30 protein-coding genes are annotated in these 26248 nt (G+C 58.4%); 23 read left to right on the plus strand and 7 right to left on the minus strand.

Features of this window, described 5'->3' with window-relative positions; translation table 11 throughout:
- The first annotated feature begins 6 nt into the window (after positions 1-6).
- The 4 genes from otnI (at position 7) to DCS96_RS13800 (ending at position 3986) form a co-directional block, all read left to right on the plus strand.
- The gene (otnI, locus tag DCS96_RS13785) at positions 7-792 is read left to right on the plus strand and encodes a 2-oxo-tetronate isomerase (protein ID WP_116474969.1); all 786 of its coding nucleotides are present in this window, start codon (positions 7-9) and stop codon (positions 790-792) included.
- Positions 793-795: 3 nt separating this feature from the next.
- A complete protein-coding gene (locus tag DCS96_RS13790) occupies positions 796-1572 on the plus strand; it encodes a DeoR/GlpR family DNA-binding transcription regulator (protein WP_116474970.1) in 777 nt (258 codons plus the stop codon).
- Positions 1573-1635: 63 nt separating this feature from the next.
- Entirely contained in the window at positions 1636-2598 is a 963-nt protein-coding gene (gene denD, locus DCS96_RS13795) for a D-erythronate dehydrogenase (protein ID WP_116474971.1), read from the plus strand.
- Positions 2595-3986 carry a GntP family permease gene (locus DCS96_RS13800; protein WP_232818280.1) on the plus strand — a complete coding sequence of 464 codons (1392 nt, stop codon included), beginning with the start codon at positions 2595-2597 and terminating at the stop codon, positions 3984-3986. Before denD ends, DCS96_RS13800 begins: the two co-directional genes overlap by 4 nt.
- A 68-nt stretch (positions 3987-4054) precedes the next feature.
- On the opposite strand, the gene proX is transcribed toward DCS96_RS13800, so the two are convergent.
- The 5 genes from proX to ybaK all read right to left on the minus strand — a co-directional run bounded on the left by proX (position 4055) and on the right by ybaK (position 8722).
- A complete protein-coding gene (gene proX, locus DCS96_RS13805; protein ID WP_116474973.1) occupies positions 4055-5050 on the minus strand; it encodes a glycine betaine/L-proline ABC transporter substrate-binding protein ProX in 996 nt (331 codons plus the stop codon).
- Between the two features lie 18 nt (positions 5051-5068).
- On the minus strand, positions 5069-6190 hold the full coding sequence (gene proW, locus DCS96_RS13810) for a glycine betaine/L-proline ABC transporter permease ProW (RefSeq protein WP_116474974.1): 1122 nt from the start codon (positions 6188-6190) through the stop codon (positions 5069-5071).
- Positions 6187-7386 (minus strand): glycine betaine/L-proline ABC transporter ATP-binding protein ProV, encoded by a 1200-nt coding sequence (gene proV / locus DCS96_RS13815; RefSeq protein WP_116474975.1) that lies wholly within the window; start codon positions 7384-7386, stop codon positions 6187-6189. The genes proW and proV overlap by 4 nt, the downstream gene beginning before the upstream one ends.
- A 186-nt stretch (positions 7387-7572) precedes the next feature.
- Positions 7573-7821 carry a GlsB/YeaQ/YmgE family stress response membrane protein gene (locus DCS96_RS13820; protein ID WP_116474976.1) on the minus strand — a complete coding sequence of 83 codons (249 nt, stop codon included), beginning with the start codon at positions 7819-7821 and terminating at the stop codon, positions 7573-7575.
- Between the two features lie 433 nt (positions 7822-8254).
- Entirely contained in the window at positions 8255-8722 is a 468-nt protein-coding gene (gene ybaK / locus DCS96_RS13830) for a Cys-tRNA(Pro) deacylase (protein ID WP_116474978.1), read from the minus strand.
- Positions 8723-8895: 173 nt separating this feature from the next.
- Between ybaK and DCS96_RS13835 the strand changes: the two genes are divergently transcribed.
- Complete coding sequence (locus DCS96_RS13835; protein WP_116474979.1) at positions 8896-9855, plus strand: bile acid:sodium symporter family protein; 960 nt, start codon at positions 8896-8898, stop codon at positions 9853-9855.
- 220 nt (positions 9856-10075) lie between these two features.
- Here the strand turns inward: DCS96_RS13835 and ppc are convergent, their stop codons facing one another.
- Entirely contained in the window at positions 10076-12697 is a 2622-nt protein-coding gene (gene ppc / locus DCS96_RS13840; protein ID WP_116474980.1) for a phosphoenolpyruvate carboxylase, read from the minus strand.
- Positions 12698-12812: 115 nt separating this feature from the next.
- Positions 12813-13964, minus strand: coding sequence for an acetylornithine deacetylase (argE, locus tag DCS96_RS13845; protein WP_116474981.1), 1152 nt, complete (start codon positions 13962-13964; stop codon positions 12813-12815).
- A gap of 251 nt (positions 13965-14215) precedes the next feature.
- Here argE and argC point away from each other — a divergent pair, with 251 nt between their 5' ends.
- The 18 genes from argC (at position 14216) to rplX (ending at position 26237) form a co-directional block, all read left to right on the plus strand.
- The gene (argC, locus tag DCS96_RS13850) at positions 14216-15229 is read left to right on the plus strand and encodes an N-acetyl-gamma-glutamyl-phosphate reductase (protein WP_116474982.1); all 1014 of its coding nucleotides are present in this window, start codon (positions 14216-14218) and stop codon (positions 15227-15229) included.
- A 5-nt stretch (positions 15230-15234) separates the two neighbouring features.
- Positions 15235-16020 carry an acetylglutamate kinase gene (gene argB, locus DCS96_RS13855; protein ID WP_269801917.1) on the plus strand — a complete coding sequence of 262 codons (786 nt, stop codon included), beginning with the start codon at positions 15235-15237 and terminating at the stop codon, positions 16018-16020.
- 9 nt (positions 16021-16029) lie between these two features.
- On the plus strand, positions 16030-16950 hold the full coding sequence (locus DCS96_RS13860; RefSeq protein WP_116474984.1) for an ornithine carbamoyltransferase: 921 nt from the start codon (positions 16030-16032) through the stop codon (positions 16948-16950).
- The gene (locus DCS96_RS13865) at positions 16947-18158 is read left to right on the plus strand and encodes an argininosuccinate synthase (RefSeq protein ID WP_116474985.1); all 1212 of its coding nucleotides are present in this window, start codon (positions 16947-16949) and stop codon (positions 18156-18158) included. The genes DCS96_RS13860 and DCS96_RS13865 overlap by 4 nt, the downstream gene beginning before the upstream one ends.
- A gap of 156 nt (positions 18159-18314) precedes the next feature.
- The gene (gene argH, locus DCS96_RS13870; RefSeq protein ID WP_116474986.1) at positions 18315-20195 is read left to right on the plus strand and encodes an argininosuccinate lyase; all 1881 of its coding nucleotides are present in this window, start codon (positions 18315-18317) and stop codon (positions 20193-20195) included.
- A gap of 215 nt (positions 20196-20410) precedes the next feature.
- Positions 20411-20722 (plus strand): 30S ribosomal protein S10, encoded by a 312-nt coding sequence (rpsJ, locus tag DCS96_RS13875; protein WP_013343788.1) that lies wholly within the window; start codon positions 20411-20413, stop codon positions 20720-20722.
- A 21-nt stretch (positions 20723-20743) separates the two neighbouring features.
- Positions 20744-21382 (plus strand): 50S ribosomal protein L3, encoded by a 639-nt coding sequence (gene rplC, locus DCS96_RS13880; RefSeq protein WP_116474987.1) that lies wholly within the window; start codon positions 20744-20746, stop codon positions 21380-21382.
- 17 nt (positions 21383-21399) lie between these two features.
- Complete coding sequence (gene rplD / locus DCS96_RS13885; protein ID WP_116474988.1) at positions 21400-22005, plus strand: 50S ribosomal protein L4; 606 nt, start codon at positions 21400-21402, stop codon at positions 22003-22005.
- Entirely contained in the window at positions 22002-22304 is a 303-nt protein-coding gene (gene rplW, locus DCS96_RS13890; protein WP_116474989.1) for a 50S ribosomal protein L23, read from the plus strand. The genes rplD and rplW overlap by 4 nt, the downstream gene beginning before the upstream one ends.
- Positions 22305-22321: 17 nt before the next feature.
- The gene (rplB, locus tag DCS96_RS13895) at positions 22322-23146 is read left to right on the plus strand and encodes a 50S ribosomal protein L2 (RefSeq protein ID WP_116474990.1); all 825 of its coding nucleotides are present in this window, start codon (positions 22322-22324) and stop codon (positions 23144-23146) included.
- 21 nt (positions 23147-23167) lie between these two features.
- Positions 23168-23446 (plus strand): 30S ribosomal protein S19, encoded by a 279-nt coding sequence (gene rpsS, locus DCS96_RS13900; RefSeq protein WP_116474991.1) that lies wholly within the window; start codon positions 23168-23170, stop codon positions 23444-23446.
- 10 nt (positions 23447-23456) lie between these two features.
- Complete coding sequence (rplV, locus tag DCS96_RS13905; protein ID WP_116474992.1) at positions 23457-23789, plus strand: 50S ribosomal protein L22; 333 nt, start codon at positions 23457-23459, stop codon at positions 23787-23789.
- An 18-nt stretch (positions 23790-23807) separates the two neighbouring features.
- Complete coding sequence (rpsC, locus tag DCS96_RS13910; RefSeq protein ID WP_116474993.1) at positions 23808-24503, plus strand: 30S ribosomal protein S3; 696 nt, start codon at positions 23808-23810, stop codon at positions 24501-24503.
- Between the two features lie 12 nt (positions 24504-24515).
- Complete coding sequence (rplP, locus tag DCS96_RS13915) at positions 24516-24929, plus strand: 50S ribosomal protein L16 (RefSeq protein WP_116474994.1); 414 nt, start codon at positions 24516-24518, stop codon at positions 24927-24929.
- Positions 24929-25120: a 50S ribosomal protein L29 gene (gene rpmC / locus DCS96_RS13920; protein WP_116474995.1), complete on the plus strand. Its 192-nt coding sequence runs from the start codon at positions 24929-24931 to the stop codon at positions 25118-25120. The genes rplP and rpmC overlap by 1 nt, the downstream gene beginning before the upstream one ends.
- 1 nt (position 25121) lies before the next feature.
- Positions 25122-25382, plus strand: a complete 261-nt coding sequence (rpsQ, locus tag DCS96_RS13925; protein ID WP_116474996.1) for a 30S ribosomal protein S17 — start codon at positions 25122-25124, stop codon at positions 25380-25382.
- 157 nt (positions 25383-25539) lie between these two features.
- On the plus strand, positions 25540-25908 hold the full coding sequence (gene rplN / locus DCS96_RS13930) for a 50S ribosomal protein L14 (protein WP_071473721.1): 369 nt from the start codon (positions 25540-25542) through the stop codon (positions 25906-25908).
- A gap of 11 nt (positions 25909-25919) precedes the next feature.
- Positions 25920-26237, plus strand: coding sequence for a 50S ribosomal protein L24 (gene rplX / locus DCS96_RS13935; RefSeq protein WP_116474997.1), 318 nt, complete (start codon positions 25920-25922; stop codon positions 26235-26237).
- Positions 26238-26248 lie beyond the last annotated feature (11 nt).

A 26248-nucleotide genomic window follows, 5' to 3' on the forward strand; every position in this document is an offset into this window, starting at 1 on the left:
TACGAAATGCCCAAGTTTGCTGCCAACCTGTCGATGATGTTTACCGAAGTGCCCTTCATGGAGCGCTTCCGCGCGGCCCGTAGTGCGGGCTTCGAGGTGGTGGAATACCTGTTCCCTTACGCCGAGGACAAGCACGCCATCGCCGCCGAACTGAAGGCCCAGGGGCTGACCCAGGCGCTGTTCAACATGCCGCCGGGCGACTGGGATGCGGGCGAGCGCGGCCTGGCCTCGTTGCCCGGCCGGGAGGCCGAGTTCCGTGCCGGTGTCGCCATCGCCCTGGATTACGCCAGGGAGCTGGGCTGTCGCCAGTTGCATGCCATGGCCGGTTTGCGCCAGGCTGGCGTGTCAGCCGAGCAACAGCAGGCTACCTATGTCGACAATATCCGCTACGCCGCCGATCAGGCGGCAGAACAGGGTGTACTGGTGCTGCTGGAGCCGATCAACAGCCGCGATATGCCGGGCTATTTCCTGTCCACCCAGGTTCAGGCCGAGGCCCTGCTCGAGCAGATCGACCGGCCCAATGTCAGGATTCAGCTCGATTTTTATCACTGCCAGATCATGGAAGGGGATCTGACCCGCACCATAGACCGGCTGTGGGGTAAGTTCAGCCATATCCAGATAGCCTCTGTGCCGGACCGTCATGAGCCGAGTGAAGGGGAGATCAATTATCCCTGGCTGTTTGACTACCTGGATGCCAAGGGTTACCAGGGCTGGCTGGGTTGTGAATACCGCCCGCGCGGCAATACCGAAGCCGGCCTCGGCTGGTTCGCGCCTTGGGCCGCCAAGGAGTAAGCCATGATCCCTGCCGAACGCCGTGACTACATCTACCGCTATGTGCATGAGCGCAACATAGTGCCCATCAACGAGCTGGCCCAGGAGTTGGGCGTATCCCATATGACGGTACGCCGGGATATCCAGTGGCTGGAAACCGAAGGCAAGGTGGTGTCGGTGAGCGGCGGGGTCAAACTCAATGATGCGGTCAAGCAGGAACTGGCCTACAGCGAGAAGGCGGGCATCCGCCATGACAACAAGGTAGCCATCGGCCAGGCGGCGGCGGCCATGGTGGAAGACGGCCAGGTGATCTACCTGGACGCGGGGACCACCACTTTTGAGGTGGCCAAGGGCATTGCCCGCAAGGCAAACCTGACGGTGGTTACCAACGACTTCACCATTGTCAATTACCTGATGCAGTACCCCCAGCTCACCCTGTTTCATACCGGTGGTCTGGTGGATGTACGCAACCGATCCTGCGTGGGCCAGGCGGCAGCCGGGCTGCTGCAGAGCCTGAACCTGGATCTGGCCTTTATCAGCTCCAGCTCCTGGGAGCTGGAACGGGGCATGTCGACCCCCACCGAAGACAAGGTGATGGTCAAGCAGGCCCTATTGCAGGTGGCTCGCCGGCGCATCCTGGTGAGTGACAGCAGCAAATACGGCAAGTACGGCATGTTCCGTATCTGTCCGTTGCAGGCCCTGACCGACATCATCAGCGATGCCGGTCTGGCCGACGAGACGGCGGAGCAACTCCGCAGCCTCGGCCTGCAACTGACCCTGGCGAAGCCGCCAGACACATAATAACGAAAAACACGACCAACCTCTGTAGCTTATCTGGCGTCTGAGGGCGCCTGGGAGAACCACATGAATATCATTATTACCGGTGGTGCGGGCTTTCTTGGCCAGCGCCTGGCCAGGTCATTGCTTGCGCAGGAGCAGATTAAGTTCAGCTCCCTGACCCTGGCCGATGTCATCCTGCCCACGGCGCCGCTGGCGGACCCAAGGGTGCGTTGCGTGCAGGCGGATCTGGGCAATCAGGCCGAGGTGCAGGCACTGGTCAGTGCCGAGACCGGCCTTATCTACCATCTGGCAGCCATTGTCAGCAGCCATGCGGAAGCCGACTTCGATCTGGGCATCAAGGTCAATATCGATGCTACCCGCTATCTGCTGGAAGCGGCCCGTCATCAGGTCCCCGGTTGCCGTTTCGTATTTTCCAGCTCGCTGGCTGTGTTCGGTGGCGAGTTGCCGGAGCTGATCCAGGACAATACCGCGGTTTGTCCTCAGTCCTCCTACGGTATGGAGAAAGCCGTGTGCGAACTGATGGTCAACGACTATGCCCGCAAGGGGTTTATCGACGGCCGGGTACTGCGCCTGCCGACCATCAGCGTGCGTCCGGGCAAGCCCAACAAGGCGGCGTCTTCGTTTGCCAGCGGCATTATCCGCGAGCCGCTGCAGGGTGAAGAGACCGTCTGCCCGGTGGCCCTGAGCCTGCCCATGTGGCTGTCTTCTCCGGCCACCGTGATCGAAAACTTCGTACGGGCTGCTTTGGTGCCGGCCGAGGCCTTTGGTGACAGCCGTACCGTCAACCTGCCGGGCATAACCGTGACTGTGGAGCAGATGATCGCGTCCCTGGCCCGGGTGGCCGGTGATGAGGCCACCCGGCACATCCGTTATCAGGAAGACGAGGCGATTTCTCGCATCGTCGCCAGCTGGCCCGGCCGTTTCGATATTTCCCGAGCACAGGGAATGGGCTTTATCCAGGACGCCGACTTTGACGCGGTGATCCGCAGCTTTATTCAAAATGATATGCAAGGAGCGCAAGCATGACAGAAGCAAGTTCAATGGCCCCGGTGATCGGTCTGGCGGTCGCCGTCTTTGTACTGATTTTCCTGGTGGTCAAGACCCGGGTTCACGCCCTGATCGCCATGCTGGCCGCGGCCAGCATCGCCGGTGCCCTGGGTGGCATGCAGGCAGCGGATATCGTCAATGTGATCACCAAGGGCTTCGGTGGCACCCTCGGCAGCATAGGTATCGTCATCGGCCTGGGGGTCATGATGGGCCGTATCCTAGAGGTCTCCGGCGCGGCCGAGCAGATTGCCTACAGCGCCATCAAGGCCCTGGGCAAGAAGAAAGAAGAGTGGGCCATGGCCATCACCGGCTACATCGTATCGGTGCCCATTTTCGTGGATTCCGCCTTCGTGATCCTCTACCCCATTGCCAAGGCGCTGGCCGAGAAGGGCAAGCGTAACCTGCTGACCGTGGGGGTGGCCCTGGCGGGCGGCCTGGTGGTCACCCACCATACGGTGCCGCCGACCCCGGGCCCGTTGGGCGTGGCTGGCCTGTTCGGTGTCGACGTGGGCGCCATGATGCTGGCGGGTTTGTCCCTGGCGCTACCCTGTGTGGCGGTGATCGTGCTGTACGCCAAGTGGCTGGGCAAGAAGTATCCCCATTTCCATGCCCCCGCGGTTCTGGAAAGCCAGGAGCTGGAAGAGACCTATAACGAGTACATGGCCGCCAAGGCCGGCAAGGCGTTGCCCAGCCTGTTCCTGTCGCTGCTGCCGATCCTGGCGCCGATCCTGTTGATCTTCATCAACACCCTGTTCGCGACCCTGGCCAAAGTGGACGGCTGGAGCGGCCTGAGCGAGAACCCGGTAGTGCAGCTGTTCAGCTACCTGGGCCACCCGGTGATCGCCCTTTCCATTTCTGTGCTGCTGGCGGTGTACACCCTGGTGCCCAAGATGAACAAGCACGACACCATGGAACATCTGGAGGAAGGCCTGCAGAGCGCCGGTATCATCCTGCTGGTGACCGGTGCCGGGGGCGCCCTGGGGGCCGTGCTGCGTGAGTCCGGTGCCGGTGCCATGCTCGGCGAGCAGATCGCCAGCCTGCCGATGCCGCCGGTACTGATCCCTTTTATTGTGTCGACGCTGGTGCGACTGATCCAGGGCTCGGGCACGGTGGCTATGGTGACGGCGGCGTCCATCTCGGCGCCTATCCTGAGCAACATTCCCGGGGTCAACATGCTGGTAGCAGCCCAGGCGGCGACCATGGGCTCGCTGTTCTTCGGTTACTTCAACGATAGCCTGTTCTGGGTGGTCAACCGCATGATGGGTATCAAGGATGTGAAGCAGCAGATCATCGTCTGGTCCATCCCCACTACCCTGGCCTGGGCTACCGGCCTGATTGGGGTATTGGTGTTGAACGCCGTGCTGTAAGCCTGGCTTGCATTCAATAAAAAAGGCCGATGGCAACTGCCATCGGCCTTTTTCATATCCGTCTTGTGTTACTTGGCGGCCTCCATGGCGGCCTGGACCCAGGCGTCGAATCTGGCCTGATTGGCCTGAATCCAGCCGTTGGTATGACGCTCGATATCGGCTTGTGAATCTTCGCCGTTCTTCATCCGCAGGTTCTGGGCGCTGATGTCGTTGGAGGATATCTGCATCACTTCGAACAGCTTGGCGGCGGCCGGGTTGGCATCGGTAAAGGCCTTGTTGGCGACAATGCGCTGGGTGTTGGCCTGGAAACCATAGTCCTTGCCGTTGGGCAGGGCGGTGTTTACATCCTTGCGGGCGCCGGGCAGGGCCGAGAAGGGGACTTCCAGCCAGACCACGTCCTTGCCGGGGACCAGTTCGCCGCTGACCCAGTATGGGGTCCAGGTGTAGTAAAAGATGGACTCGCCGGCCCGGTAGCGGGCTATGGTGTCGGCAATGATCGCCGAATAGGCACCCTGATTATGGGTCACCGTATCGCGCAGGCCATAGGCATCCAGATGATGCTCGATGACTTTTTCACATCCCCAGCCCGGGGTACAGCCGGTCAGATCCGCCTTGCCGTCATCGTTGACGTCGAACAGGCTGGCGATCTCGGGATCCTTGAGTTGGCCGACATTGGTGATGCCATGGGCATCGGCAGTACGCTTGTCGATCAGGTAGCCCTGCAGGGCGCCGGTGGAGTAGACCCCCTGACGGTACAGCTTGGCATCGCCGCCGGCAGCTTCATAGAAGTCCACATGCAGCGGGTCCCAGTGATCCGCCATAAAGGTGGCGTCGCCGTTGGCCAGGGCGATGTGACCGGCGGCATATTCTATCTCCTGGATATCCTTGACCTGATAGCCCAGCTTTTCCAGGCCCTTCATGACCAGCAGGGTCTGGAAGGTTTCTTCGGCGATGGAGCTTTTCAGCGGTTGTACCTCAATGCCTTCCCCCGGGAGGGCGGCGAGGGCTGTGAGGCTGAAGCCGGCGGCCAGCAGTCCGGTGGATAGCGCAGTCGTAAAGTTCATACTTGTACTCCTTGTCGGTTATTCCCTGTGGCCCAGCAGGCGATAAATCACGCCGGCGGGACCGGTTTCGTACCAGTGGCGGATGCCCCGGCTGCGATTGTCCTGGCCCATGGATTGAGTCAGCCGATCGAGGATGATGGCCATCAGCACTATGCCCAGACCACCGACTGTGGCCAGGCCCATATCGAGCCGGCCTATGCCGCGCAGTACCATCTGGCCCAGGCCGCCGACCGCGATCATGGAGGCGATTACCACCATCGACAGGGCCAGCATCAGCGTCTGGTTGATGCCGGCCATGATGGTCGGCATGGCCAGCGGCAGCTGTACCTTGAACAGTAACTGGGCCGGGCTGGCGCCGAATGAGCGGGTCGCTTCCACCAGGTCCTCCGGGACCTGGCGGATGCCTAGGCTGGTCAGCCGGATCAGCGGCGGCAGGGCGAAGATGATGGTTACCACCACCCCGGGCACGTTGCCGATACCGAACAACATGACAATGGGCACCAGGTAGACGAAGGCGGGGGTGGTCTGCATGGCGTCCAGCACAGGGCGCAGGGCGGTCTGGGCCCGGTTGCTGTAGCCCAGCCAAATACCGAGCGGTAGCCCGATAAGTACACAGAACACCACCGAGGTCAGCACCAGCGACAGGGTGATCATAGCCTCGTTCCAGGCGCCGATGGCGCCTATGCTGATCAGAGACAGCAGGGTGCCCAGGCCCAGACGCCAGCTGGAGGCCTGCCAGGCCAGCAAGGCCACCAGCAGGATCAGCAGGGGAGCGGGCATGGACAGCAGGCTCTGTTCGACGCCGGTGAGAATGGTATCAACCGGAGCTCTTACCGCCTGGAAGGCGCCCCGGAAGTTATCGACGACCCAGTCCAGGCCCTGCTCTACCCAGGTGTCCAGCGGGACCCAGGCGTCCTGAAAGGGGTGCAGCCAGTCAAAACCGGCCTGTTCCTCGGGCTCGGCGGGAGCGGCGTCCAGCCAGCTGGTGCCGCTGTCATCGGCAGGCGAGCCTGACTCCCAGGGGTTGTCGTCCGCCGGCTCGGTGGCCGTGGCGCTTTCCCAGGGGTTATCCGTGGCGGGTGTGTCCTGGCTTCCGGTTTCTGCCGAAGCCCAGGGATCTGCGTTCTGTTCCTTGCTCATATGGATGTTTCTCCTTCCCGATCCAGGGTTTCCAGCAGCGCGGCCTTGGTGATCACGCCCAGGTAGATGCCCTGCTCAGTGACCACGGGTACGCCGCAGGGGGCCTGGGCGACCGTACCCAGCAGCTCGCCGAGCGGGGTCTTGGCAGCGATCGGCTGGATTTGCCGGAGCATGGCCGAACTCATGGAGGCGCCGTCTTTTTCTGCTCGAATAAGGGAGTCGATAGAGACGGTCCCCAGATAGCGGCGTTCCCGGTCGAGCACATAGGCATGGTCCCTGTCCTGGTCACGCAGGCGCTGCAGGGCGATGCGGATACCGTCGTCTCCTTTCTGTATCAGGGTGATCTGCCGGCGGCTGGCCACGTCCTTGGCGGTAAAGACCCGGCTGACATCGACACCACGGAAGAAGCTGCGTACGTAATCGTTGGCAGGGTTGTGGAGGATCTCGTCCGGGGTGCCTATCTGGACCACGGCTCCATCCTGCATGATGGCGATGCGATCGCCGATGCGCATGGCTTCGTCCAGATCATGAGAAATAAAGACGATGGTGCGTTTGTCACGGGCCTGCAGTTGAATCAGCTCATCCTGCATTTCGGTGCGGATCAGTGGATCCAGGGCCGAAAAGGCCTCGTCCATCAGCAGCACATCCGGATCCACCGCCAGCGCCCGGGCGAGGCCCACCCGTTGCTGCATGCCGCCGGACAGCTGATCCGGGTAGGAATGCAGGTGGGCGGCCAGTCCGACCCGCTCCAGAGCCTGGCGGGCCCGTTGATGGCGTTCTGCCCGGCCGATGCCGTCCAGTTCCAGCCCGAAGGCCACATTATCCTGGATGTTGAGGTGAGGCATCAGTGCGAATGACTGGAACACCATGCTGATCTTCTTGCGCCTGGCCTGGCGCAATGTCTTGTCATCCATGGTGGCGATGTCTTCGCCGTCCAGGTAGACATGGCCTCGGGTCGGTTCGATCAGGCGGTTGAGCAGACGGACCAGGGTAGACTTGCCCGAGCCGGACAGGCCCATGATCACGAAAATTTCACCGGCATGGATGTCGAAGCTGGTGTCCTTAACCGCTATGGTCAAGCCTGTCCGGCGGAACACTTCGTCCTTGTCGACTCCCTGTTCCAGCAGCGGGAAGGCCTGTTCAGGCTGGTCGCCGAATACCTTGTAGAGGTTGGCGACGGAGAGTTTGGCTTGCATATCCTTGAGCCACCTTATTTCCTTATAGGAAAACTACTTTGTTATCTAAGTAATTGATAACACTATGCACTAGTTTGCGGGCTCAGCACAAGTCGAAGCATGAGGGAGAAAACTTACAGTCCCCTGGGTTGGCTGTTGTCCTGAATCTGTGGCCGAGTCAGGACAGCGCCCGGGGCAGGCCTGCCGCTATTTTCTCAGCAGGCGGAACAGGAACAGCAACGCCAGGGCGCCGACCACGGCGGTAAACAGGCTACCCAGATTAACGCCGGTGACCGAGCCAAAACCGAGCCGGGTACCGATCCAGCCGCCGACAAAGGCGCCGGCGATGCCCAGCAGTATGGTCATGATCAGGCCGCCGCCGTCCCGTCCCGGCATCAGCCATTTGGCCAGTATGCCGGCCAGCAACCCAAGGATAATCCAGCTTAAGATCCCCATGCATACACCCCGCATTGTGGTTGGTTTCTCAAAGCATAGCGTAGCGGCCGTAGAAGAAGGCGTATGGGTCGTTGTCTGCTCAGGGCCGGTCAGTTGGTGTCGATCAGCGCCCAATGGTTATCCCACTGATTGGCTGAGCAGCTCGCCGTTGTCCCGTCGCCACAGGCCATAGCCGTTGCCAATCGGCGAGGTGGCGGCTGTAAAAGGTGACCGCAGCAAGCTCATCCGTGGTGACATCCTGCTCCCCAACTGCGGGATACTGCTCACAACCCTGGGCAGCGGTGCAGTCATCGTTGTCGAACCGGAGCGAGGTCAGCACCATGCCACCGGCGAAGGCGTCGACATTCTGCTGACGCAGGCCGGGCCGGCCGGCCTTCCCGCCGAACTAACGGCTGGCCTCCCTGTGCTTCATACCCAGCCGGAGAGGCTTGCCTCAATCCTGTTCAGCGATATCCGCTTCTCTGGCATCGAGCAGCGTCAGCAGCTCCCCTGGGGCCAGCCCGACAGACAGGCCCCGTTTGCCTCCGGATACCAATACAAAGGGATAATCCCTTGCCGAGGCATCCAGTACCGTGATCAAACGTTTTTTCTGGGCGAAAGGGCTGATGCCACCAACCTTGTAGCCGGTCAGGCGCTCGGCCTTGGCGGGGGGCATCATCTCCAGTCTCTTGACGCCGGCTGCCTTGGCCAGTCGCTTCAGGTTGACCTTGCCGGAGGAAGGGACCAGCGCCACCACCGCCCCCTGCTCACCTTCGGTCAGTAGGGTCTTGAACACCTGACCCAGGGGGACTCGCAGTTGTTGGGCTGCATGGGCACCGAAGTCGTCCTGGGTGGTGCAGTCGTACTGGTGCTGGATAAAACTGGCATTGTTTTTTTCCAGGAACAGGATGGCGGGAGTCATAACGCATTCCGAAATGGTAAGGGGATAGCATGGCTCGATTATGCAATTTTTTGCTGATTAATCAAATGGCTGGCGTCTTGCAGGCTTGTTACGGACCGCTGCTTTGTGTTAACAAGGCCCCTCCCATGATCTGAACGTCGGATCATTCATCTTTACTATCAGAGAGAAATGCCATGCTGGCCCTGGTTACTCAGTTATTTCCGTTATGGGCATTGTTGTTGTCTGTGCTCGCGTTTATACAGCCCGAATTGTTTGTTGGTATCAAGGGGCAGATAGTACCGCTGCTGACCCTGATCATGTTGTGCATGGGGCTGACTCTCAGCCTGAGTGATTTTCGCAAGGTACTGACCAATAAAAAGGCCCTGATGGTTGGTGTCTTGCTGCAGTTTACTGTCATGCCACTGGTGGCCCTGCTGGTAGCCTGGATGTTCGGCTTCGATGCCGAACTGACGGTTGGCATGCTGCTGGTGGGCAGTGTAGCCGGCGGGACCTCCTCGAATGTGATGTGTTACCTGGCCAGGGGAGATACCGCCCTGTCTATTTCCATGACCGCCATATCCACCCTGTTGGGCGTGTTGCTCACCCCGGTGCTGGTGGCCCTGCTGGTGGGACAGAGCGTGGATGTGCCGGTGCAATCCATGCTGATTAGCCTGTTGCAGGTGGTGGTCGCGCCCGTCTTGCTGGGAGTGGGAATCAATTATTTTGCCGCTGGCCTGGTGCGGCGGCTAGAGCCCCTGCTGCCGCTGTTGTCCATGCTGGCCATTGTTCTGATCATCGCCATCGTGGTGGCACTGAATGCGGAAAAAATGGCGCAAATTGGCGGCATAGTGGCGTTGGCGGTGGTGTTGCATAACAGCTGCGGCCTGGTACTGGGGTATGGTGTTACTGCCCTGCTGGGCTTCGACAAGAAGGTCTGTCGTACCATCGCGTTTGAAGTGGGACTGCAGAATTCGGGGTTGGCGACGGCTCTGGCCATGAAGTTCTTTACCCCAACGGCAGCCTTGCCTGGCACCCTGTTCAGCGTGTGGCACAATATTTCCGGTTCGTTGCTGGCGGGTTACTGGGCAAAGAAACCACTCGCCGAAACGGTCTCCTCGTCAGAAGCAGCCAGCAAAACAGCACGCCAAAGCTGAGCTGGCTCGCTAGCCTGATAAAGAAGTGAAAAAGCCCCGGAGCCGACAGGCACTGGGGCTTTTTATCATTTGCACCAGATGGCTCAGAGGTTAAAGAGAGGTGACTGGGATAACCTCAGCCGACCATCACATGACAGGACGTCATGTGCTGAGCGTCGCATGGATGCGGCTTAGCGTGTCGGAGGAGGTTACCCAGTTGCCTCAGAGTATACCCCAGCCATCAACCCGTATTGCGCATGCCGGCGGCGATGCCGGCGATGGTCACCATCAGCGCCTGATCCAGGCTCGGGTGGATATTTCCCTGCTGGCGGGAGCGCTTGAGCAGCTCGGCCTGCAGCACATTGAGCGGATCCGTGTAGGGATTGCGCAGCTTGATGGATTCCTTGCTCCAGGGCTGATCCGACAACAGCTCGGCTTCCTGCTTGAGACGCAGGATCAGCTCGACACTGGCCTGCAGCTCGTCACGCAGCCGGGTTCCCAGCGGCTTGAGCGGCTCGGGGACCAGCACACTGTCGTAGTAGGCCGCCAGCCCCGCATCGGCCTTGAGGAACACCATTTCCAGCATATCCAGGCGGGCGCGGAAGAAGGGCCAGTTGCTGTTCATGGTTATCAGTATGTCCTCCTGGCCTTCGTCTATTGCTTGCTGCAGACCCTTGTGAGCACCCAGCCAGGCGGGCAGCATCAGCCGGTTCTGGGTCCAGGCAAAGATCCAGGGAATGGCGCGCAGGCTTTCCACCCCGCCATTGGGCTTGCGCTTGGCCGGCCGGGAGCCGAGTGGCAGCTTGCCCAGCTCGAGCTCGGGGGTGGCGGCCCGGAAATAGGGCACGAAGTCGGGTTCGCCACGAATGAGTGAACGATAATGGTCGCAGGAAACCCGAGACATGTTTTCCATTAGTTCCCGCCACTCGGGTTTCGGCTCGGGCGGTGGCAGCAGGTTGGCTTCGAGCACGGCGCTGGCGTAGAGCATCAGGCTGTGCATGGCGACCTTGGGCAGACCGAACTTGAAGCGGATCATCTCGCCTTGTTCGGTGACCCGCAGTCCGCCCAGGGTGGAGCCGGGAGGCTGGGCCAGTATCGCCTGACGAGCGGGGCCGCCGCCCCGGCCCAGGCTGCCGCCGCGGCCGTGGAACAGGGTCAGCTTGATATCTTCCCGGGCGCTCAGTGCCACCAGTTTTTCCATGGCGCTGTACTGGGCCCAGCCGGCGGCCATCATGCCGGCATCCTTGGCCGAGTCGGAATAGCCGATCATCACGAACTGCTGTCCCTGCAGGTAGCCCCGATACCAGGGCACATTGAACAGCTGTTCGATCACCTCGGCGCCCTGGTTCAGATCGTCCAGGGTTTCGAACAAGGGCGCTACCGGCAACGGGAAGTCGACGCCGGTTTCTTTCAGCAACAGTTGCACCGCCAGCACGTCGGAGGGTGCGCCGGCCATGGAGATGATATAGATGCCGAAGGCGTCACGCGGATGCTCGGCGATGACCCGGCAGGTGTCCAGCACTTCCTGGGTATCGGCACTCGGTTGCCACTGGCGAGGCAGCAGGGGGCGGCGGGAATTCAGCTCGCTCAGCAGGAAAGCCTGCTTGTCCGACTCGTTCCAGCCGGCATAATCGCCGAGCCCCAGGTAGCGGGTGATTTCGGCCAGAGCTTGGGTATGGCGCTCCCCGTCCTGGCGCACATCCAGCTTGACCAGATGAATACCGAAACAGGCGACCTTGCGCAGCACGTCCAGCAGCATGCCGTCGGCGATCAGCTTCAGTCCGCATTCATGCAGGGACCGATAGCAGAGCTCCAGTGGTTCCCTCAGCTGCGCCGTGGTGGTGATCAGATCCCGAGCATCGGTTTTCTGGCCCTGCACCTTGGCATTCAGGTGCATCAGGGTCTCCCGCAGATCTTCCCTAAGCCGGCGCAGCACGGTGCGGTAGGGCTCGTCACTTTGATCGGCCTGGCGATAGAGTTCGTCGTTGGCCTCGGACATGGACAGTTCGGACACCAGCTCCTGGATATCGTTGAGGAACAGGGAGCTGGCCATCCAGCGGCCGAGCAGCAGTACTTCCCGGGTGACCTTGGCGGTGACGAAGGGGTTGCCGTCCCGATCACCGCCCATCCAGGAAGCGAATCGCACCGGTGCGGCATCCAGCGGCAGGCGGACGCCCAGGTGATCATGCAACTGGTTGTCCAACTGGCGCATAAATTTGGGCAGGGCTGGCCAGAGGCTGTTTTCGATCACCGCAAAGCCCCACTTGGCCTCATCGACCGGGGTCGGACGCTGAGAGCGTATTTCATTGCTGTGCCAGGCCTGGGTGATCAACTGCTGGATACGACCGAGCACCTCGTCCCGCTCCGTTTCGGGCAGATTCAGTTCGAGGGCCGCGAGGCAGTCATTGAGCTGCACATGCTTGTGAATAAAGGTGCGGCGGGTAACTTCGGTGGGGTGAGCGGTCAGTACCAGTTCGATGTCCAGGGCGGCGACGGCTTCCCGGATCTGGTTGTGATCCAGGTTGGCGGCCTGCAGACGGGTGAACATCTGGCCGAGGGAGTCGGGCAGATCGGCATTCTGGTATTCACGGGAGGTGGTATGAAACTGTTCCGCTACGTTGGCCAGGTTGAGGAACTGGCTGAAGGCGCGGGCCACCGGCAGCAATTCATCGTCACTCAGGTTCTTCAGGGTACTCAGCAGCCGGTCCTGATCTTCCTGGTTACCTTGCCGGGCCGACTTGGCCAGTTGGCGAATGGTTTCTATCTTGTCGAGAAAGGCCTGACCATGGTGAGATTTAATGGTATCGCCCAACAGTTGTCCCAGTAGGTTAACATTGGCCCTGAGTGACGCGTGATTATCCATAACAGCCTCTTGATTCCGTTAAATTACTACAAAAATAAATCGAAACTGGATCTTATCTAGCCATTTTTCTTATTCCTGGTCAATATCGGTATGAATTGACCAGGAGTTTTGTAACTTATTTACTTAGGCAGAAGCGCTTGAGCAGTTGTTGTAGCACCTCGACCGTGGGCGTGACAAAGGACAGATCCAGGTATTCGTCCGGCTGGTGGGCCTGGGCGATATGGCCGGGACCCATCACTATGGTCTGGCAGCCCAGTTGCTGGATAAAGGGGGCTTCGGTGCAGTAGTTGACCGCCTCCGCCTTGTGACCAGATATGTCTTCCGCGGCCTTGACCAGCTCGGCATCCGGGTCGGTACCGTAGGCGGGAATAGGCTCATGCAGATGGAACAGTTCCAGGGCATTTGGATACTGGGCCTTGATGGGCTCCAGCGCATGGTGCAGCAGGCCCATCAGTTCATCCGGCCCGACCCCCGGGATCGGACGCATATCGAAGTGCAGCTCACAGCAGGCACAGATGCGGTTGGGGCTGTCACCCCCGTGAATATGACCCAGGTTGAGGGTGGGCTGGGGCACCTGGAAATGCGGATTGGCGTACTTTTCCTTGAGCTGGTGTTGCAGTTCCAGCAGGCGGGCCATCACTTGGTGCATAATTTCCAGGGCGTTGACGCCGTTGGCGGGATCCGAGCTGTGGCCGCTGCGGCCTGTAATACGGATGGCTTCCGACATATGGCCTTTGTGCATCATCACCGGCACCAGGCCGGTCGGCTCACCGATCACCGCATAGTCGGGTTTCAGGGCCTGGGCGCTGGCGATAGCCCGGGCGCCGGCCATGGTGGTTTCTTCATCGGCGGTGGCCAGGATACGGATCGGCTTGTGCAGCTTGCTTAGATCCAGGTCCTTCAATGCCTCGACGATAAAGGCGAAGAAACCTTTCATATCTATGGTGCCGAGACCATAAAGACGATTGCCTTCTTCGGTCAGCTTGAAGGGATCCTTGTTCCAGCGGCCCGGATCGAAGGGCACTGTATCCGTATGGCCGGCCAGCAGCAGGCCACCTTCTCCTTCCCCTTTGCTGGCCAGCAGGTTGAATTTGCCATTCAGGCCAGGGACTTCGGTGACCTCTACCTGAAAGCCCAGTTGGCTGAACCAGTCCGCCAGCAGGCGGATCACCTGCTCATTGCTTTGATCCCAGCTGGAATCAGTGCTGCTGATGGAGGGCAGGGCGATGATGTTGCGGTACATATCCAGGAATGTGAGCGAGCTCATAGGGTCTCCGTCGGGATTTTATCTAATTTAAATTCAATGCAATTGCATAAATATGTTTTTGTTGTTAGGCTGCCAGCATATCTTTATTTGGGTAACGCGTATAGCCGATGGTCATGACTTTCCTTCCTCAATTACGGCGACGATAAAGCTTGCCTGAACCTACTCATCCAGGATGACATAAGCCAAGGATTCAAATTAGGCAGATACCCTGTTTTCCTCAAGCTGATATTGATATTTCGATGGATATGCCCATGTTAAAAGCTGCAATTATTGGTGCCAGTGGCTACACCGGAGCCGAACTGGCCGGTCTAATTCAAGGCCACCCTTCTTTGACCCTTTCCGGCCTCTATGTATCCGCCGGCAGCCAGGATGCCCATAAATCCTTTTCCAGCCTGTACCCACGCTGGCGCGGGCTGATAGATTTGCCGCTGTTGCCCCTGGACGAGGATGCTATCAGCCGCATTCACACCGACGCCGACCTGGTATTGCTGGCCACGGCTCACGAGGTCAGCCATGATCTGGCTCCCGGTTTTCTGGCCAAGGGGCCGCCGGTGTTCGATCTGTCCGGTGCGTTCCGGGTACCGGGTAACGGCTTTTACGACAAATTCTACGGCTTCCACCATCAGCATGGCGACTGGCTGGCCAAGGCGGCCTATGGTCTGGCCGAGTGGAATCAGGACGCCATCAAGGCCGCCCAGCTGATTGCCGTGCCCGGTTGCTACCCTACGGCATCACTGAGTGCGCTCAAACCTTTGCAAGCGGCCGGCCTCATTGCCGGCGGCTCTCGGCCCATCATCAGTGCCGTGTCGGGGGTCAGTGGTGCCGGTCGCAAGGCCAGCATGAACAACAGCTTCTGTGAGGTCAGCCTCAAGCCCTATGGGGTCTTTAACCACAGACATCAGCCTGAAATCAGCCATCACCTGGGCGAACAGGTGGTGTTTCAGCCCCACCTGGGTAATTTTATCCGGGGCATATTGGCCACCGTCTATGTGCAGCTGGCCGACGGTGTGAGTGACGAGCAGATAGCCGAGGCGTATCACAACGCCTATGACGGTCAGCAAATCGTGCGCCTGGCCAGCCAGTGGCCACAGATCAACGATGTGGCCGGCACCCCTTTCTGTGATCTGCACTGGGCCCGCGACGGGAACCAGTTGATTGTGGTATCGGCCATAGATAACTTATTGAAGGGAGCGGCCAGTCAGGCCATTCAGTGTATCAATATTCACCAGGGCTTTTCGCCGCTGGCTGGTCTGGTCAAGGAGTAAAGGAGATGGCAATGCAACAACCGCTGGTGATCAAGCTGGGTGGCACCCTGCTGGAAAGCGACAAGGCCCTGGAGGCCCTGTTTACCACCCTGAAAACCTTCCTGGATGAAGAAGGGCGTCCGCTGGTGCTGGTGCATGGCGGTGGCGTACTGGTGGATAACCAGCTGAAGGCCATGGGCCTGACCTCGACCAAGAAAAACGGCCTGCGGGTGACGCCTTTCGAGCAGATCCCCGTGATTGCCGGTGCCCTGGCCGGTACCGCCAACAAGCTGTTGCTGGCCCAGGCTGTCGCCCATGACATCAAGTCGGTGGGGCTGTGCCTGGGTGACGGTGGCCTGTGCCGGGTCAGCCAGCTGGATCCCGAGCTGGGCGCGGTCGGCCAGATAGAGGGCGGAGACGCTACCCTGGTCAACACCCTGCTGGCCGGCGGATTCCTGCCGGTGGTCAGCTCCATCGGCATCACCTTCGATGGTCACCTGATGAACGTGAACGCCGACCAGGCCGCCACCGCCATTGCTGAAATTCTGGATGCGGATCTGGTGATGCTGTCCGACGTGAGCGGCATCCTGGACGGCAAGGGGCAGCGTATTGCCCATCTGACCGAAGCCGATGCCGAGGAGCTGATGGCCAAGAACATCATCAAGGACGGCATGGCGGTCAAGGTCAAGGCGGCCTTGAAGGCCACCAAGACCCTGGGCAAGCCGGTTGCCGTCGGCAGCTGGCGCTACCCGGATCAACTGTTGTCACTGCTGGCGGGCGAGTCTGAGCACGGCACCCGGATTTCACACTGAGGGTTCCCCATGCAACATTTATTGAGCGTTAAGGATTACAGCAAGGCCGAACTGGAGCAGATCCTGGCTCTGGCGAAACAGGTCAAGGCCAACCCGGCCAAGTTCGCCGACGCCCTCAAGGGAAAAAGCGTGGTCACCCTGTTCGAGAAGCCGTCGCTGCGTACCCGGGTCACCTTCGATGTGGGCGTCAACAAATTGGGGGGGCATGCGGTTTACCTGGACAGCCAGAACGGCGCCATGGGCTCGCGGGAATCGGTACAGGACTTCGCTGCCAACCTGTCGCGCTGGTGTGATGCCATCGTCGCCCGGGTCTACGACCACCAGACGCTGGTGGAAATGACAAAATATGCGACAGTACCAGTGATTAATTCTCTCTGTAACCTGTATCATCCCTGCCAGGCGCTGGCTGATTTCCTGACCATCTCCGAACATTATGATGATCTGAGCAAGGTGCATCTGGCGTATCTGGGGGACGGCAACAACGTGACCCATTCACTGATGTTGACCGGTGCCATCTTGGGGACCAGTGTGACCGCCGTTTGCCCGCGTGGCCACAGCATAGATGCCCAGGTGCTGAAGGAAGCCGAAGCCCTGGCTGCGGTCAGCGGCGCCAGGATCCGGGTGACCGATAGCCTGGATGATATCGAAGGAGTGGATGTTGTCTATACGGACACCTGGGTGTCCATGGGCGATAATACTCCCCTCGAACAGGTGCGGGAGACCTTTATGCCCTATCAGGTCAATCAGGCCCTGCTCGATAAAACCGGAGCGAAACAGGTGCTGCACTGTCAGCCCGCCCACAGGGAGTGGGAAATAACTTCCGAGGTGATGGATGGTCCTGCCTCCCTGATCCTCGACCAAGCTGAAAATCGCATGCACGCCCAGAATGCCGTGCTGCTGACATTGATTAACAGGGATACTCATTCATGAGCCAATTCAAGAAAATTCTCCTGGCCTATTCCGGCGGTCTGGATACCTCAGCCATCATTCCCTGGCTGAAAGAAAACTATGAAGGTTGTGAGGTCGTGGCATTCGTGGCCGATGTGGGCCAGGGTGAAGAAGATCTGGACGGTGTCGAAGAAAAGGCCATCGCGTCCGGCGCGTCCAAGTGCATCGTCGCCGATCTGAAAGACGAATTCGTCAACGACTATGTGTATCCGACCCTGACCACCGGCGCCATCTACGAAGGCACCTACCTGCTGGGCACCTCCATGGCCCGTCCGGTCATCGCCAAGGCGATGGTGGAAGCGGCCATTGCCGAAGGTGCCGACGCCATCTCTCATGGCTGTACCGGCAAGGGTAACGATCAGGTTCGCTTCGAAGGCGCCGTGGCCGCCCTGGCTCCCCAGCTGGCGATTATCGCTCCCTGGCGGATCTGGGACATGCGCAGCCGGGAAGATCTGCTGGCCTATCTGGCCGAGCGCAACATCAAGACTACCGCCAGCGCCACCAAGATCTACTCCCGCGATGCCAATGCCTGGCATATCTCCACCGAAGGTGGCGAGCTGGAGAGCACTTGGAACGAGCCGTCCGAGCAGGCCTGGACCTGGACCGTGTCCCCCGAGCAGGCGCCCGACAAGGCCGAGACTGTTTCTCTGACCGTTGAGAAGGGCTGTATCGTCGCTATCGATGGCCAGGCCATGAGCCCCTATCAGGTGCTGACCACCCTCAACGAACGCGCCGCCAAGCACGGCGTCGGCCGGGTCGACATCGTCGAAAACCGTCTGGTGGGCATGAAGTCCCGCGGTTGCTATGAAACGCCGGGCGGCACCGTGATGATGGCGGCGCTGCGCGCCGTGGAAGAGCTGGTGCTGGACAAGCCAACCCGCGCCTGGCGCGAGCGGGTGGGAGCTGAATTCTCCCATCTGGTCTACGATGGTCGCTGGTTCACCCCGTTGTGCAAGGCGCTGCTGGCATCCGCCGAAGCCATTGCCGAAGACGTGTCCGGTGAAGTGGTCCTGAAGATGTACAAGGGTCAGGTAACCGCCATTCAGAAGTCCTCGCCCAACAGCCTGTATTCAGAAGAATTCGCTACCTTTGGCGAAGATGAGGTGTATGATCAGAGCCATGCCGAAGGCTTTATCCGCCTGTATTCTCTGGCCAGCCGGATCAAGGCACTGAAAAACCAGCAGAAATAATAGCTGTCGGATGATCCAGGAGTAACCACAGGGGGCTTGATGCCCCCTGTGTTTTTACTGACAGCTTACGGCTTGCTTTTCAGTATAATGCGGGCAATAACCGTTCAGTGCGGTTAACAACAATATTCAGTAATGTCGTCAAGGAGTAAAAAGGTTATGGCACTTTGGGGTGGGCGTTTCAGCCAGGCGGCAGATGCCAAGTTCAAGCAGTTTAATGATTCTTTGCGTTTCGATTATCGTCTGGCGGAGCAGGACATCGTCGGCTCCATCGCCTGGTCCCGGGCCCTGGCCAAGGGGGGGGTACTCAGTGCCGACGAACAGCAGAAAATCGAACTGGCGCTCAATGATCTCAAACTCAAGGTCATGGAAGATCCCAGCCAGATCCTCCATTCCGACGCCGAGGATATTCATTCCTGGGTTGAAGGCCAACTGATTGCTGCGGTCGGTGACCTGGGCAAGAAGCTGCATACCGGCCGTAGTCGTAATGATCAGGTGGCGACCGATCTCAAGCTGTGGTGCAAGCAGCAGGTACCGCCGCTGCTGGCCAAGCTGGACGCCATGCAGAAACAGCTGGTGACAGTGGCGCGCGAGCAGCAGAACACTGTGCTGCCCGGCTATACCCATCTGCAGCGGGCCCAGCCGGTGACCTTCGCCCACTGGTGCCTGGCCTATGTGGAGATGCTGGAGCGGGACTTCACCCGGTTGCAGGACGCCTACAAGCGTATGGATACCTGTCCGCTGGGTTCCGGCGCCCTGGCCGGCACCGGTTTCCCCATCGACCGGCACGAGCTGGCTCATTCCCTGGGCTTTTCCTCGCCGACCCGTAACAGCCTGGATTCCGTTTCCGATCGGGATCATGTGCTGGAGCTGATGAACTGCGCCACCAACTCCATGATGCACCTGTCCCGTTTCGCCGAAGATCTGATCTTCTACAACTCCGGCGAATCCGGTTTCCTCGAACTGTCCGATCGGGTGACGTCCGGCTCGTCACTGATGCCCCAGAAGAAGAACCCCGATGCCCTGGAACTGATCCGCGGCAAGTGCGGGCGGGTATTCGGTGCCTACGCGGGCATGATGATGACCCTGAAGGCGCTGCCGCTGGCCTATAACAAGGACATGCAGGAAGACAAGGAAGGCCTGTTCGACGCCCTGGATTCCTGGTACGACTGCCTGGAAATGGCCGAGATGGTGTTGCACGACATCAAGGTCAACGAGGAGAAAACCCGCGAAGCGGCCCAGGGTGGTTACTCCAACGCCACCGAGATGGCCGATTACCTGGTCTCCAAGGGGATTCCCTTCCGCGAAGCGCACCATATCGTCGGTGCCATCGTCGTGCATGCCATCGCCAAAAAATTGCCGATGGAAGAGCTGCCGATGGAAGACTTCAAGCAGTTCAGCCCGCTGATCGGTGACGACGTATATGGCAAGCTGTCACTGGAGTCCAGCCTGGCCAGTCGCTGCGCCTTGGGCGGGGTGGCACCGGAGCAGGTCGAGTTTGCCCTGACCAGTGCCGAGCGCCGGCTCACCCAGCGTGATACCTCGGGTATCCATGTGCGCGGTGCCCGCCTGACCGATCTGGATGCCATCGAGCGGATGGTGAATTACTGGGCCAATATCGGTGAGAACCTGCCGCGTACCCGCAAGGAACTGGTGAAGTCCGTGGGTGAGTTCGCGGTTGCCGAAACTCAGGGCCAGATCACCGGTTGTGCCTCTCTGTATGTATACGACACCGGGCTGGCGGAAATCCGCTCCCTGGGGGTTGAACCCGGTTTCCAGAGCCAGGGGCAGGGCAGGGCGCTGGTCGAGAAAATCCTCAAGAAAGCCGAAGACATGGCCATAGATCGGGTGATTGTGTTGACCCGGGTACCCGAGTTCTTTATGAAACTGGGCTTCAGCGCCACCAGCAAGACCCTGCTGCCCGAGAAGGTGATGAAGGACTGCGATCTCTGCCCCCGTCAGCATGCCTGTGATGAAGTGGCACTGGAAGTGGTATTGAAAGGCAAGGCCGGGCTGATCGGCAAGGCGAAAGTTGCCTAAAAATAGCACTGTCGCCTTGCAAGCCGGAGGCGGATAGGTATAATACGGCTCGCTTGGTTTATTATCAGGCGAGCCGCGAGGCTCTTGTCAGGTAGCTCCTGGCTCTTTACAGGCCCCCGATATGGTGGGCACCGTTATTAAATCACACCCCCTCTTTTTAATAAAAGAGCAGGCGGTGCTGATTTTATGTTCTTTATCCAATTGGAGCTCTGGTAATGCAGAACCAAAGAATTCGTATCCGTCTGAAGGCGTTCGATCACCGTCTGATCGACCAGTCTACAGCGGAGATCGTAGAAACTGCCAAGCGCACTGGCGCCCAGGTTCGCGGCCCGATTCCGCTGCCTACGCGTAAAGAGCGTTACACCGTACTGATTTCTCCACACGTGAACAAAGATGCGCGTGATCAGTATGAAATTCGTACTCACAAGCGTCTGGTAGACATCGTTGAGCCGACTGATAAAACAGTTGATGCTCTGATGCGACTGGATCTGGCTGCTGGCGTCGACGTCCAGATCAGCCTGGGCTAATAACGGAAAGAGGTTTTATCAATGGCAATCGGTCTAGTAGGTCGTAAGCTGGGTATGACCCGTGTCTTCACCGAAGACGGCGTGTCCATCCCGGTCACCGTTATCGAAGTAGATGCCAACCGTGTTACCCAGGTGAAAACACTGGAAAAGGATGGCTATCAAGCTGTTCAGGTGACCACTGGCACCAAGAAAGCTACTCGTATCACCAAGCCGGAAGCGGGTCACTTCGCTAAAGCCGGTGTGGAAGCGGGTCGTGGACTGTGGGAATTCCGCCTGGGTTCAGGCGAAGGCGAAGGTATCGAAGTCGGTGCCGAGCTGAAAGTAGACATCTTTGCCGATGTCAAGAAAGTAGACGTTACCGGTACTTCCAAAGGTAAAGGTTTCGCTGGCGGCGTTAAGCGCTGGAACTTCCGGACTCAGGATGCCACTCACGGTAACTCCTTGTCTCACCGCGTACTGGGTTCTATCGGTCAGAACCAGACCCCGGGTCGCGTATTCAAAGGCAAGAAAATGGCCGGTCACATGGGTGCTGAGCGTGTAACCACGCAAAACCTGGAAGTGGTCCGCGTTGATGTTGATCGCAACCTGCTGCTCATCAAAGGTGCAGTCCCGGGTGCGACTAACGGCAACGTCATCGTTAAACCTGCCGTTAAAGCGTAACGTCTGAGGAGATAGTAATGGAATTGGTAATGAAAGACGCGCAAGGCGCTCTTGAAGTTTCCGAAACTACCTTCGGGCGTGAGTTCAACGAAGCGTTGGTTCATCAGGTTGTTGTGGCCTATGCAGCCGGCGCTCGTCAAGGTACTCGTGCTCAGAAGACCCGTTCTGAGGTGTCTGGCGGCGGTAAAAAGCCGTGGCGCCAAAAGGGCACTGGCCGGGCCCGTGCCGGTACCATCCGCTCTCCGATCTGGCGTTCAGGTGGTGTGACTTTTGCAGCTAAGCCGCAGGATCACAGCCAGAAGGTCAACAAGAAGATGTACCGTGGTGCCATCAAGAGCATCCTCTCCGAGCTGGTACGTCAGGACCGCCTGATCGTTGCTGAGAAGTTCACTGTTGATACGCCCAAGACCAAAGAACTGGTTGCCAAGCTGAAGCAGTGGGAACTGAGCGATGTGCTGATCGTGACTTCCGAAGTGGACGAGAACCTGTTCCTGGCCGCCCGTAACCTGTACAAGGTTGACGTGCGTGACGTGGCTGGTATCGACCCGGTTTCATTGATCGCGTTCGACAAGGTATTGGTAACTGCTGATGCAGTTAAGCAAATCGAGGAGATGCTGGCATGATCCGTGAAGAGCGTATTCTGAAAGTTCTGAAGGCGCCGCATATCTCTGAAAAAAGCACCATGGTTGCCGAAAAAACCAACACTATCGTGTTCAAGGTTTCCAATGATGCTACCAAAGCAGAAGTAAAAGCTGCGGTCGAGAAGCTGTTCGAAGTTGAAGTTAAAGATGTTCGCACCCTGAATGTCAAGGGTAAGACCAAGCGTACAGGTAACCGTATGGGCCAGCGTTCCGACTGGAAAAAAGCCTACGTGACCCTGAAAGAAGGTCAGGATATCGACTTCATCGGCGGCGCCGAGTAAGAGAGGAGTAATCTATAATGGCAATCGTAAAATGTAAGCCTACTTCTCCGGGTCGCCGTCATGTTGTTAAGGTAACCACCCCGGAGCTGTACAAAGGCAAGCCGTTCGCCGCCCTGCTGGACAAAAAGTCCAAGTCTGGTGGTCGTAACAATGCTGGCCGTATCACCACCCGTCATATCGGTGGTGGTCACAAGCAGCACTACCGTATTGTTGACTTCAAGCGCAACAAAGACGGTGTACCGGCCAAGGTAGAGCGCCTGGAGTATGATCCTAACCGCTCCGCCAACATCGCCCTGGTCCTGTACGCAGACGGCGAGCGTCGCTATATCCTGGCGCCGAAAGGTGTTCATGCAGGCGATCAGCTGATGTCTGGCGATGCTGCCCCGATCAAGGCCGGCAACTGCCTGCCGATGCGCAACATCCCCGTTGGTAGCACTGTGCACGCCATCGAGATGAAGCCTGGCAAGGGCGCGCAGATTGCTCGCTCCGCCGGTACTTCCGCCCAGATCCTGGCGCGTGAAGGTACCTATGTCACCCTGCGCCTGCGTTCCGGCGAAGTACGTAAAGTACTGGCCGAGTGCCGCGCTACCCTGGGTGAAGTAGGCAATGCCGAGCACATGCTGCGTCAATTGGGTAAAGCCGGTGCTCAGCGCTGGCGTGGTGTTCGTCCTACCGTTCGCGGTGTGGCGATGAACCCGGTAGACCACCCGCACGGTGGTGGTGAAGGTCGTACCTCTGGTGGCCGTCATCCGGTTACTCCTTGGGGTAAACCGACCAAGGGCGCCAAGACCCGTAAAAACAAGCGTACCGACAAGTTCGTGGTACGTCACCGTAACAAGTAATAGCTTTTTAGAGGTATCACCATGCCACGTTCTCTCAAGAAAGGGCCGTTTATCGACCTGCACTTGCTGAAGAAGGTAGAGAAAGCGGTGGAAAGCGGGGACAAGAAGCCAATTAAAACTTGGTCCCGTCGTTCAATGATCATTCCCGATATGATCGGTTTGACCATCGCTGTCCATAATGGTCGTCAGCACGTACCTGTCTACGTTTCCGATGAAATGATCGGACACAAGCTGGGTGAATTTGCACCGACTCGTACTTATCGCGGTCATGCCGCCGATAAGAAGGCCAAGAAGCGTTAAGGGGTAACAGATGGAAGCTATAGCTAAACACCGCTTTGCTCGTACTTCTGCCCAGAAGGCGCGCCTGGTAGCCGATCAAGTCCGTGGTCTGACCGTAGACAAGGCACTGAATGTCCTGGCTTTTAGCCCTAAAAAGGCTGCCGTTCTGGTGAAGAAAGTTCTGGAATCTGCCATTGCCAATGCCGAGCACAATGAAGGTGCGGATATCGATGAGCTGAAAGTGGCAAAGATCTTCGTTGACGAAGGTCCCACCATGAAGCGTATTCGTCCTCGTGCCAAGGGCCGCGCGGACCGTATCATGAAGCGTACCAGCCACATTACTGTGGTTGTGTCCGACCGCTAAGAGGCTAGGAGATAAGCAATGGGCCAGAAAGTACACCCGAATGGTATTCGCTTAGGGATCACCAAGCCTTTTAACTCGACCTGGTTTGCGAATACCAAGGACTTCGCTGACAACCTGCACAGCGATTTTCAAGTACGTCAGTACCTGAGCAAGGAACTGAAAAACGCCTCCGTTTCTCGGATCGTGATCGAGCGTCCGGCGAAGAGCATCCGTGTGACCATTCACACTGCTCGTCCCGGCGTAGTGATCGGCAAGAAAGGCGAAGACGTTGAAAAACTGCGCAAGCATGTAGCCAACCTGGCTGGCGTGCCTGCTCAGATCAACATTTCCGAAGTGCGTAAGCCTGAGCTGGACGGCCAACTGGTGGCGGATTCTATCGCCTCTCAGCTGGAGCGTCGTGTGATGTTCCGTCGTGCCATGAAGCGCGCGGTACAGAACGCCATGCGCATTGGCGCAAAAGGCATCAAGGTGGAAGTGAGCGGTCGTCTGGGCGGCGCTGAAATCGCGCGTACCGAATGGTACCGCGAAGGTCGTGTGCCTCTGCACACCCTGCGTGCCGACATCGACTATGCAACTTCTGAAGCATCTACCACTTACGGCATCATCGGCGTAAAGGTTTGGATCTTTAAGGGTGAAGTTCTTGGCGGCCTGCAAGCCGTAGCTCAAGAGCCGCAAGCCCCGGCCAAGCCCAAGCGCAAAGGCCGCGGTAAGTAAGGAGACTCGGACATGTTGCAACCAAAGCGTACGAAATTCCGTAAAGTCCACAAAGGCCGTAACCGCGGTGTGGCGACCTCAGGCAACCAGATTTCCTTTGGTTCCTTTGGTCTGAAGGCGACCACGCGTGGACGTATCACTGCTCGTCAGATCGAAGCAGCACGTCGTGCGATGACTCGTCACGTTAAACGTCAAGGCAAAATCTGGATCCGTATTTTCCCGGACAAGCCCATTACCGAAAAGCCCCTCGAAGTTCGTATGGGTAAAGGTAAGGGTAACGTGGAATACTGGGTTGCCCAGATCCAGCCGGGTCGTGTCCTGTATGAGATGGACGGTGTACCTGAGGCACTGGCTCGCGAAGCCTTTGCACTGGCGGCAGCCAAGCTGCCGGTTAGGACCACTTTCGTAACTCGGACGGTGATGTGATGAAAGCACAAGATCTGCGTGAAAAGAGTGTTGAAGAACTGAACCAGGAACTGCTGGGCCTGCTGCGTGAGCAGTTTAACCTGCGCATCCAGGCAAGCACCGGTCAGCTGGCACAGACCCACAACCTCAAAAATGTACGTCGCGACATCGCGCGTGTGAAGACTGTTCTGAACCAAAAGGCAGGTGCGTAAGATGAGCGAAAATACCATTCGTACTCTGCAGGGCCGTGTAGTTAGCGACAAGATGGACAAGTCCATCACCGTAGCTATCAATCGCTTCGTGAAACACCCGATCTACGGGAAGTACATTAAGCGTACTACCAAGCTGCACGTTCATGACGAGAGCAATGAATGCCAAACTGGTGACGTCGTGACTATTCGCGAATGTCGTCCTGTGTCCAAGACCAAGTCCTGGACCCTGGTAAAAATCATTGAGCGTCCGGTTAAAGCCTGACGATCTCTGGTATACTTACCCGGTCAAACGGCCCTGAACAGGGCCGTTTGTTTTTTACCCTACCTTTTCCATATTGGCGGTGCTATAATGCCGCGCCTTCAATGGCAGCCAATGTCCCGAAAGGGTTTTAAAGTAGTCACTTTAGCGGAGCACTAACATGATCCAAATGCAAAGTATGCTGGACGTGGCCGACAATTCCGGTGCGCGTAGCGTAATGTGTATTAAGGTCCTGGGTGGTTCGCACCGCCGCTACGCCGGCATCGGCGACATCATCAAAGTTACCGTCAAGGAAGCAATTCCGCGCGGTAAGGTTAAAAAAGGTGATGTAATGAACGCGGTGGTCGTACGCACTCGTAAAGGCGTTCGTCGTCCGGACGGCTCTGTCATCCGTTTCGACCGTAATGCGGCCGTGATTTTGAATAACAATCAACAGCCGATCGGTACTCGTATTTTTGGCCCGGTGACTCGTGAACTTCGTAATGAGAAGTTTATGAAGATTGTTTCACTGGCACCTGAAGTACTGTAAGGAGTCAAACGATGGCAGCAAAAATCCGTCGCGATGACGAAGTCATCATTCTTACCGGCAAAGACAAGGGCAAGCGTGGCACCGTCACCAAAGTCCTGACTCAAGAAGGTAAGGTTATCGTCGCAGGTATCAACCTGGTCAAGAAACACCAGAAGCCGGTTCCTCAGCTGAACCAGCCCGGTGGCATCATCGACCAAGAAGCACCTCTCGACGTGTCTAACGTTGCGCTGTTCAACCCTGCCTCCGGCAAGGCTGACCGCGTTGGTTTCCGGATTGAAGACGGCAAAAAAGTTCGTTTCTTCAAATCCACCGGCGAACTTGTGAAGTAATTGGAGTTTAT

It is taken from the genome of Zobellella maritima (genome assembly GCF_003075035.1).
Lineage (GTDB): Bacteria > Pseudomonadota > Gammaproteobacteria > Enterobacterales > Aeromonadaceae > Oceanimonas > Oceanimonas maritima.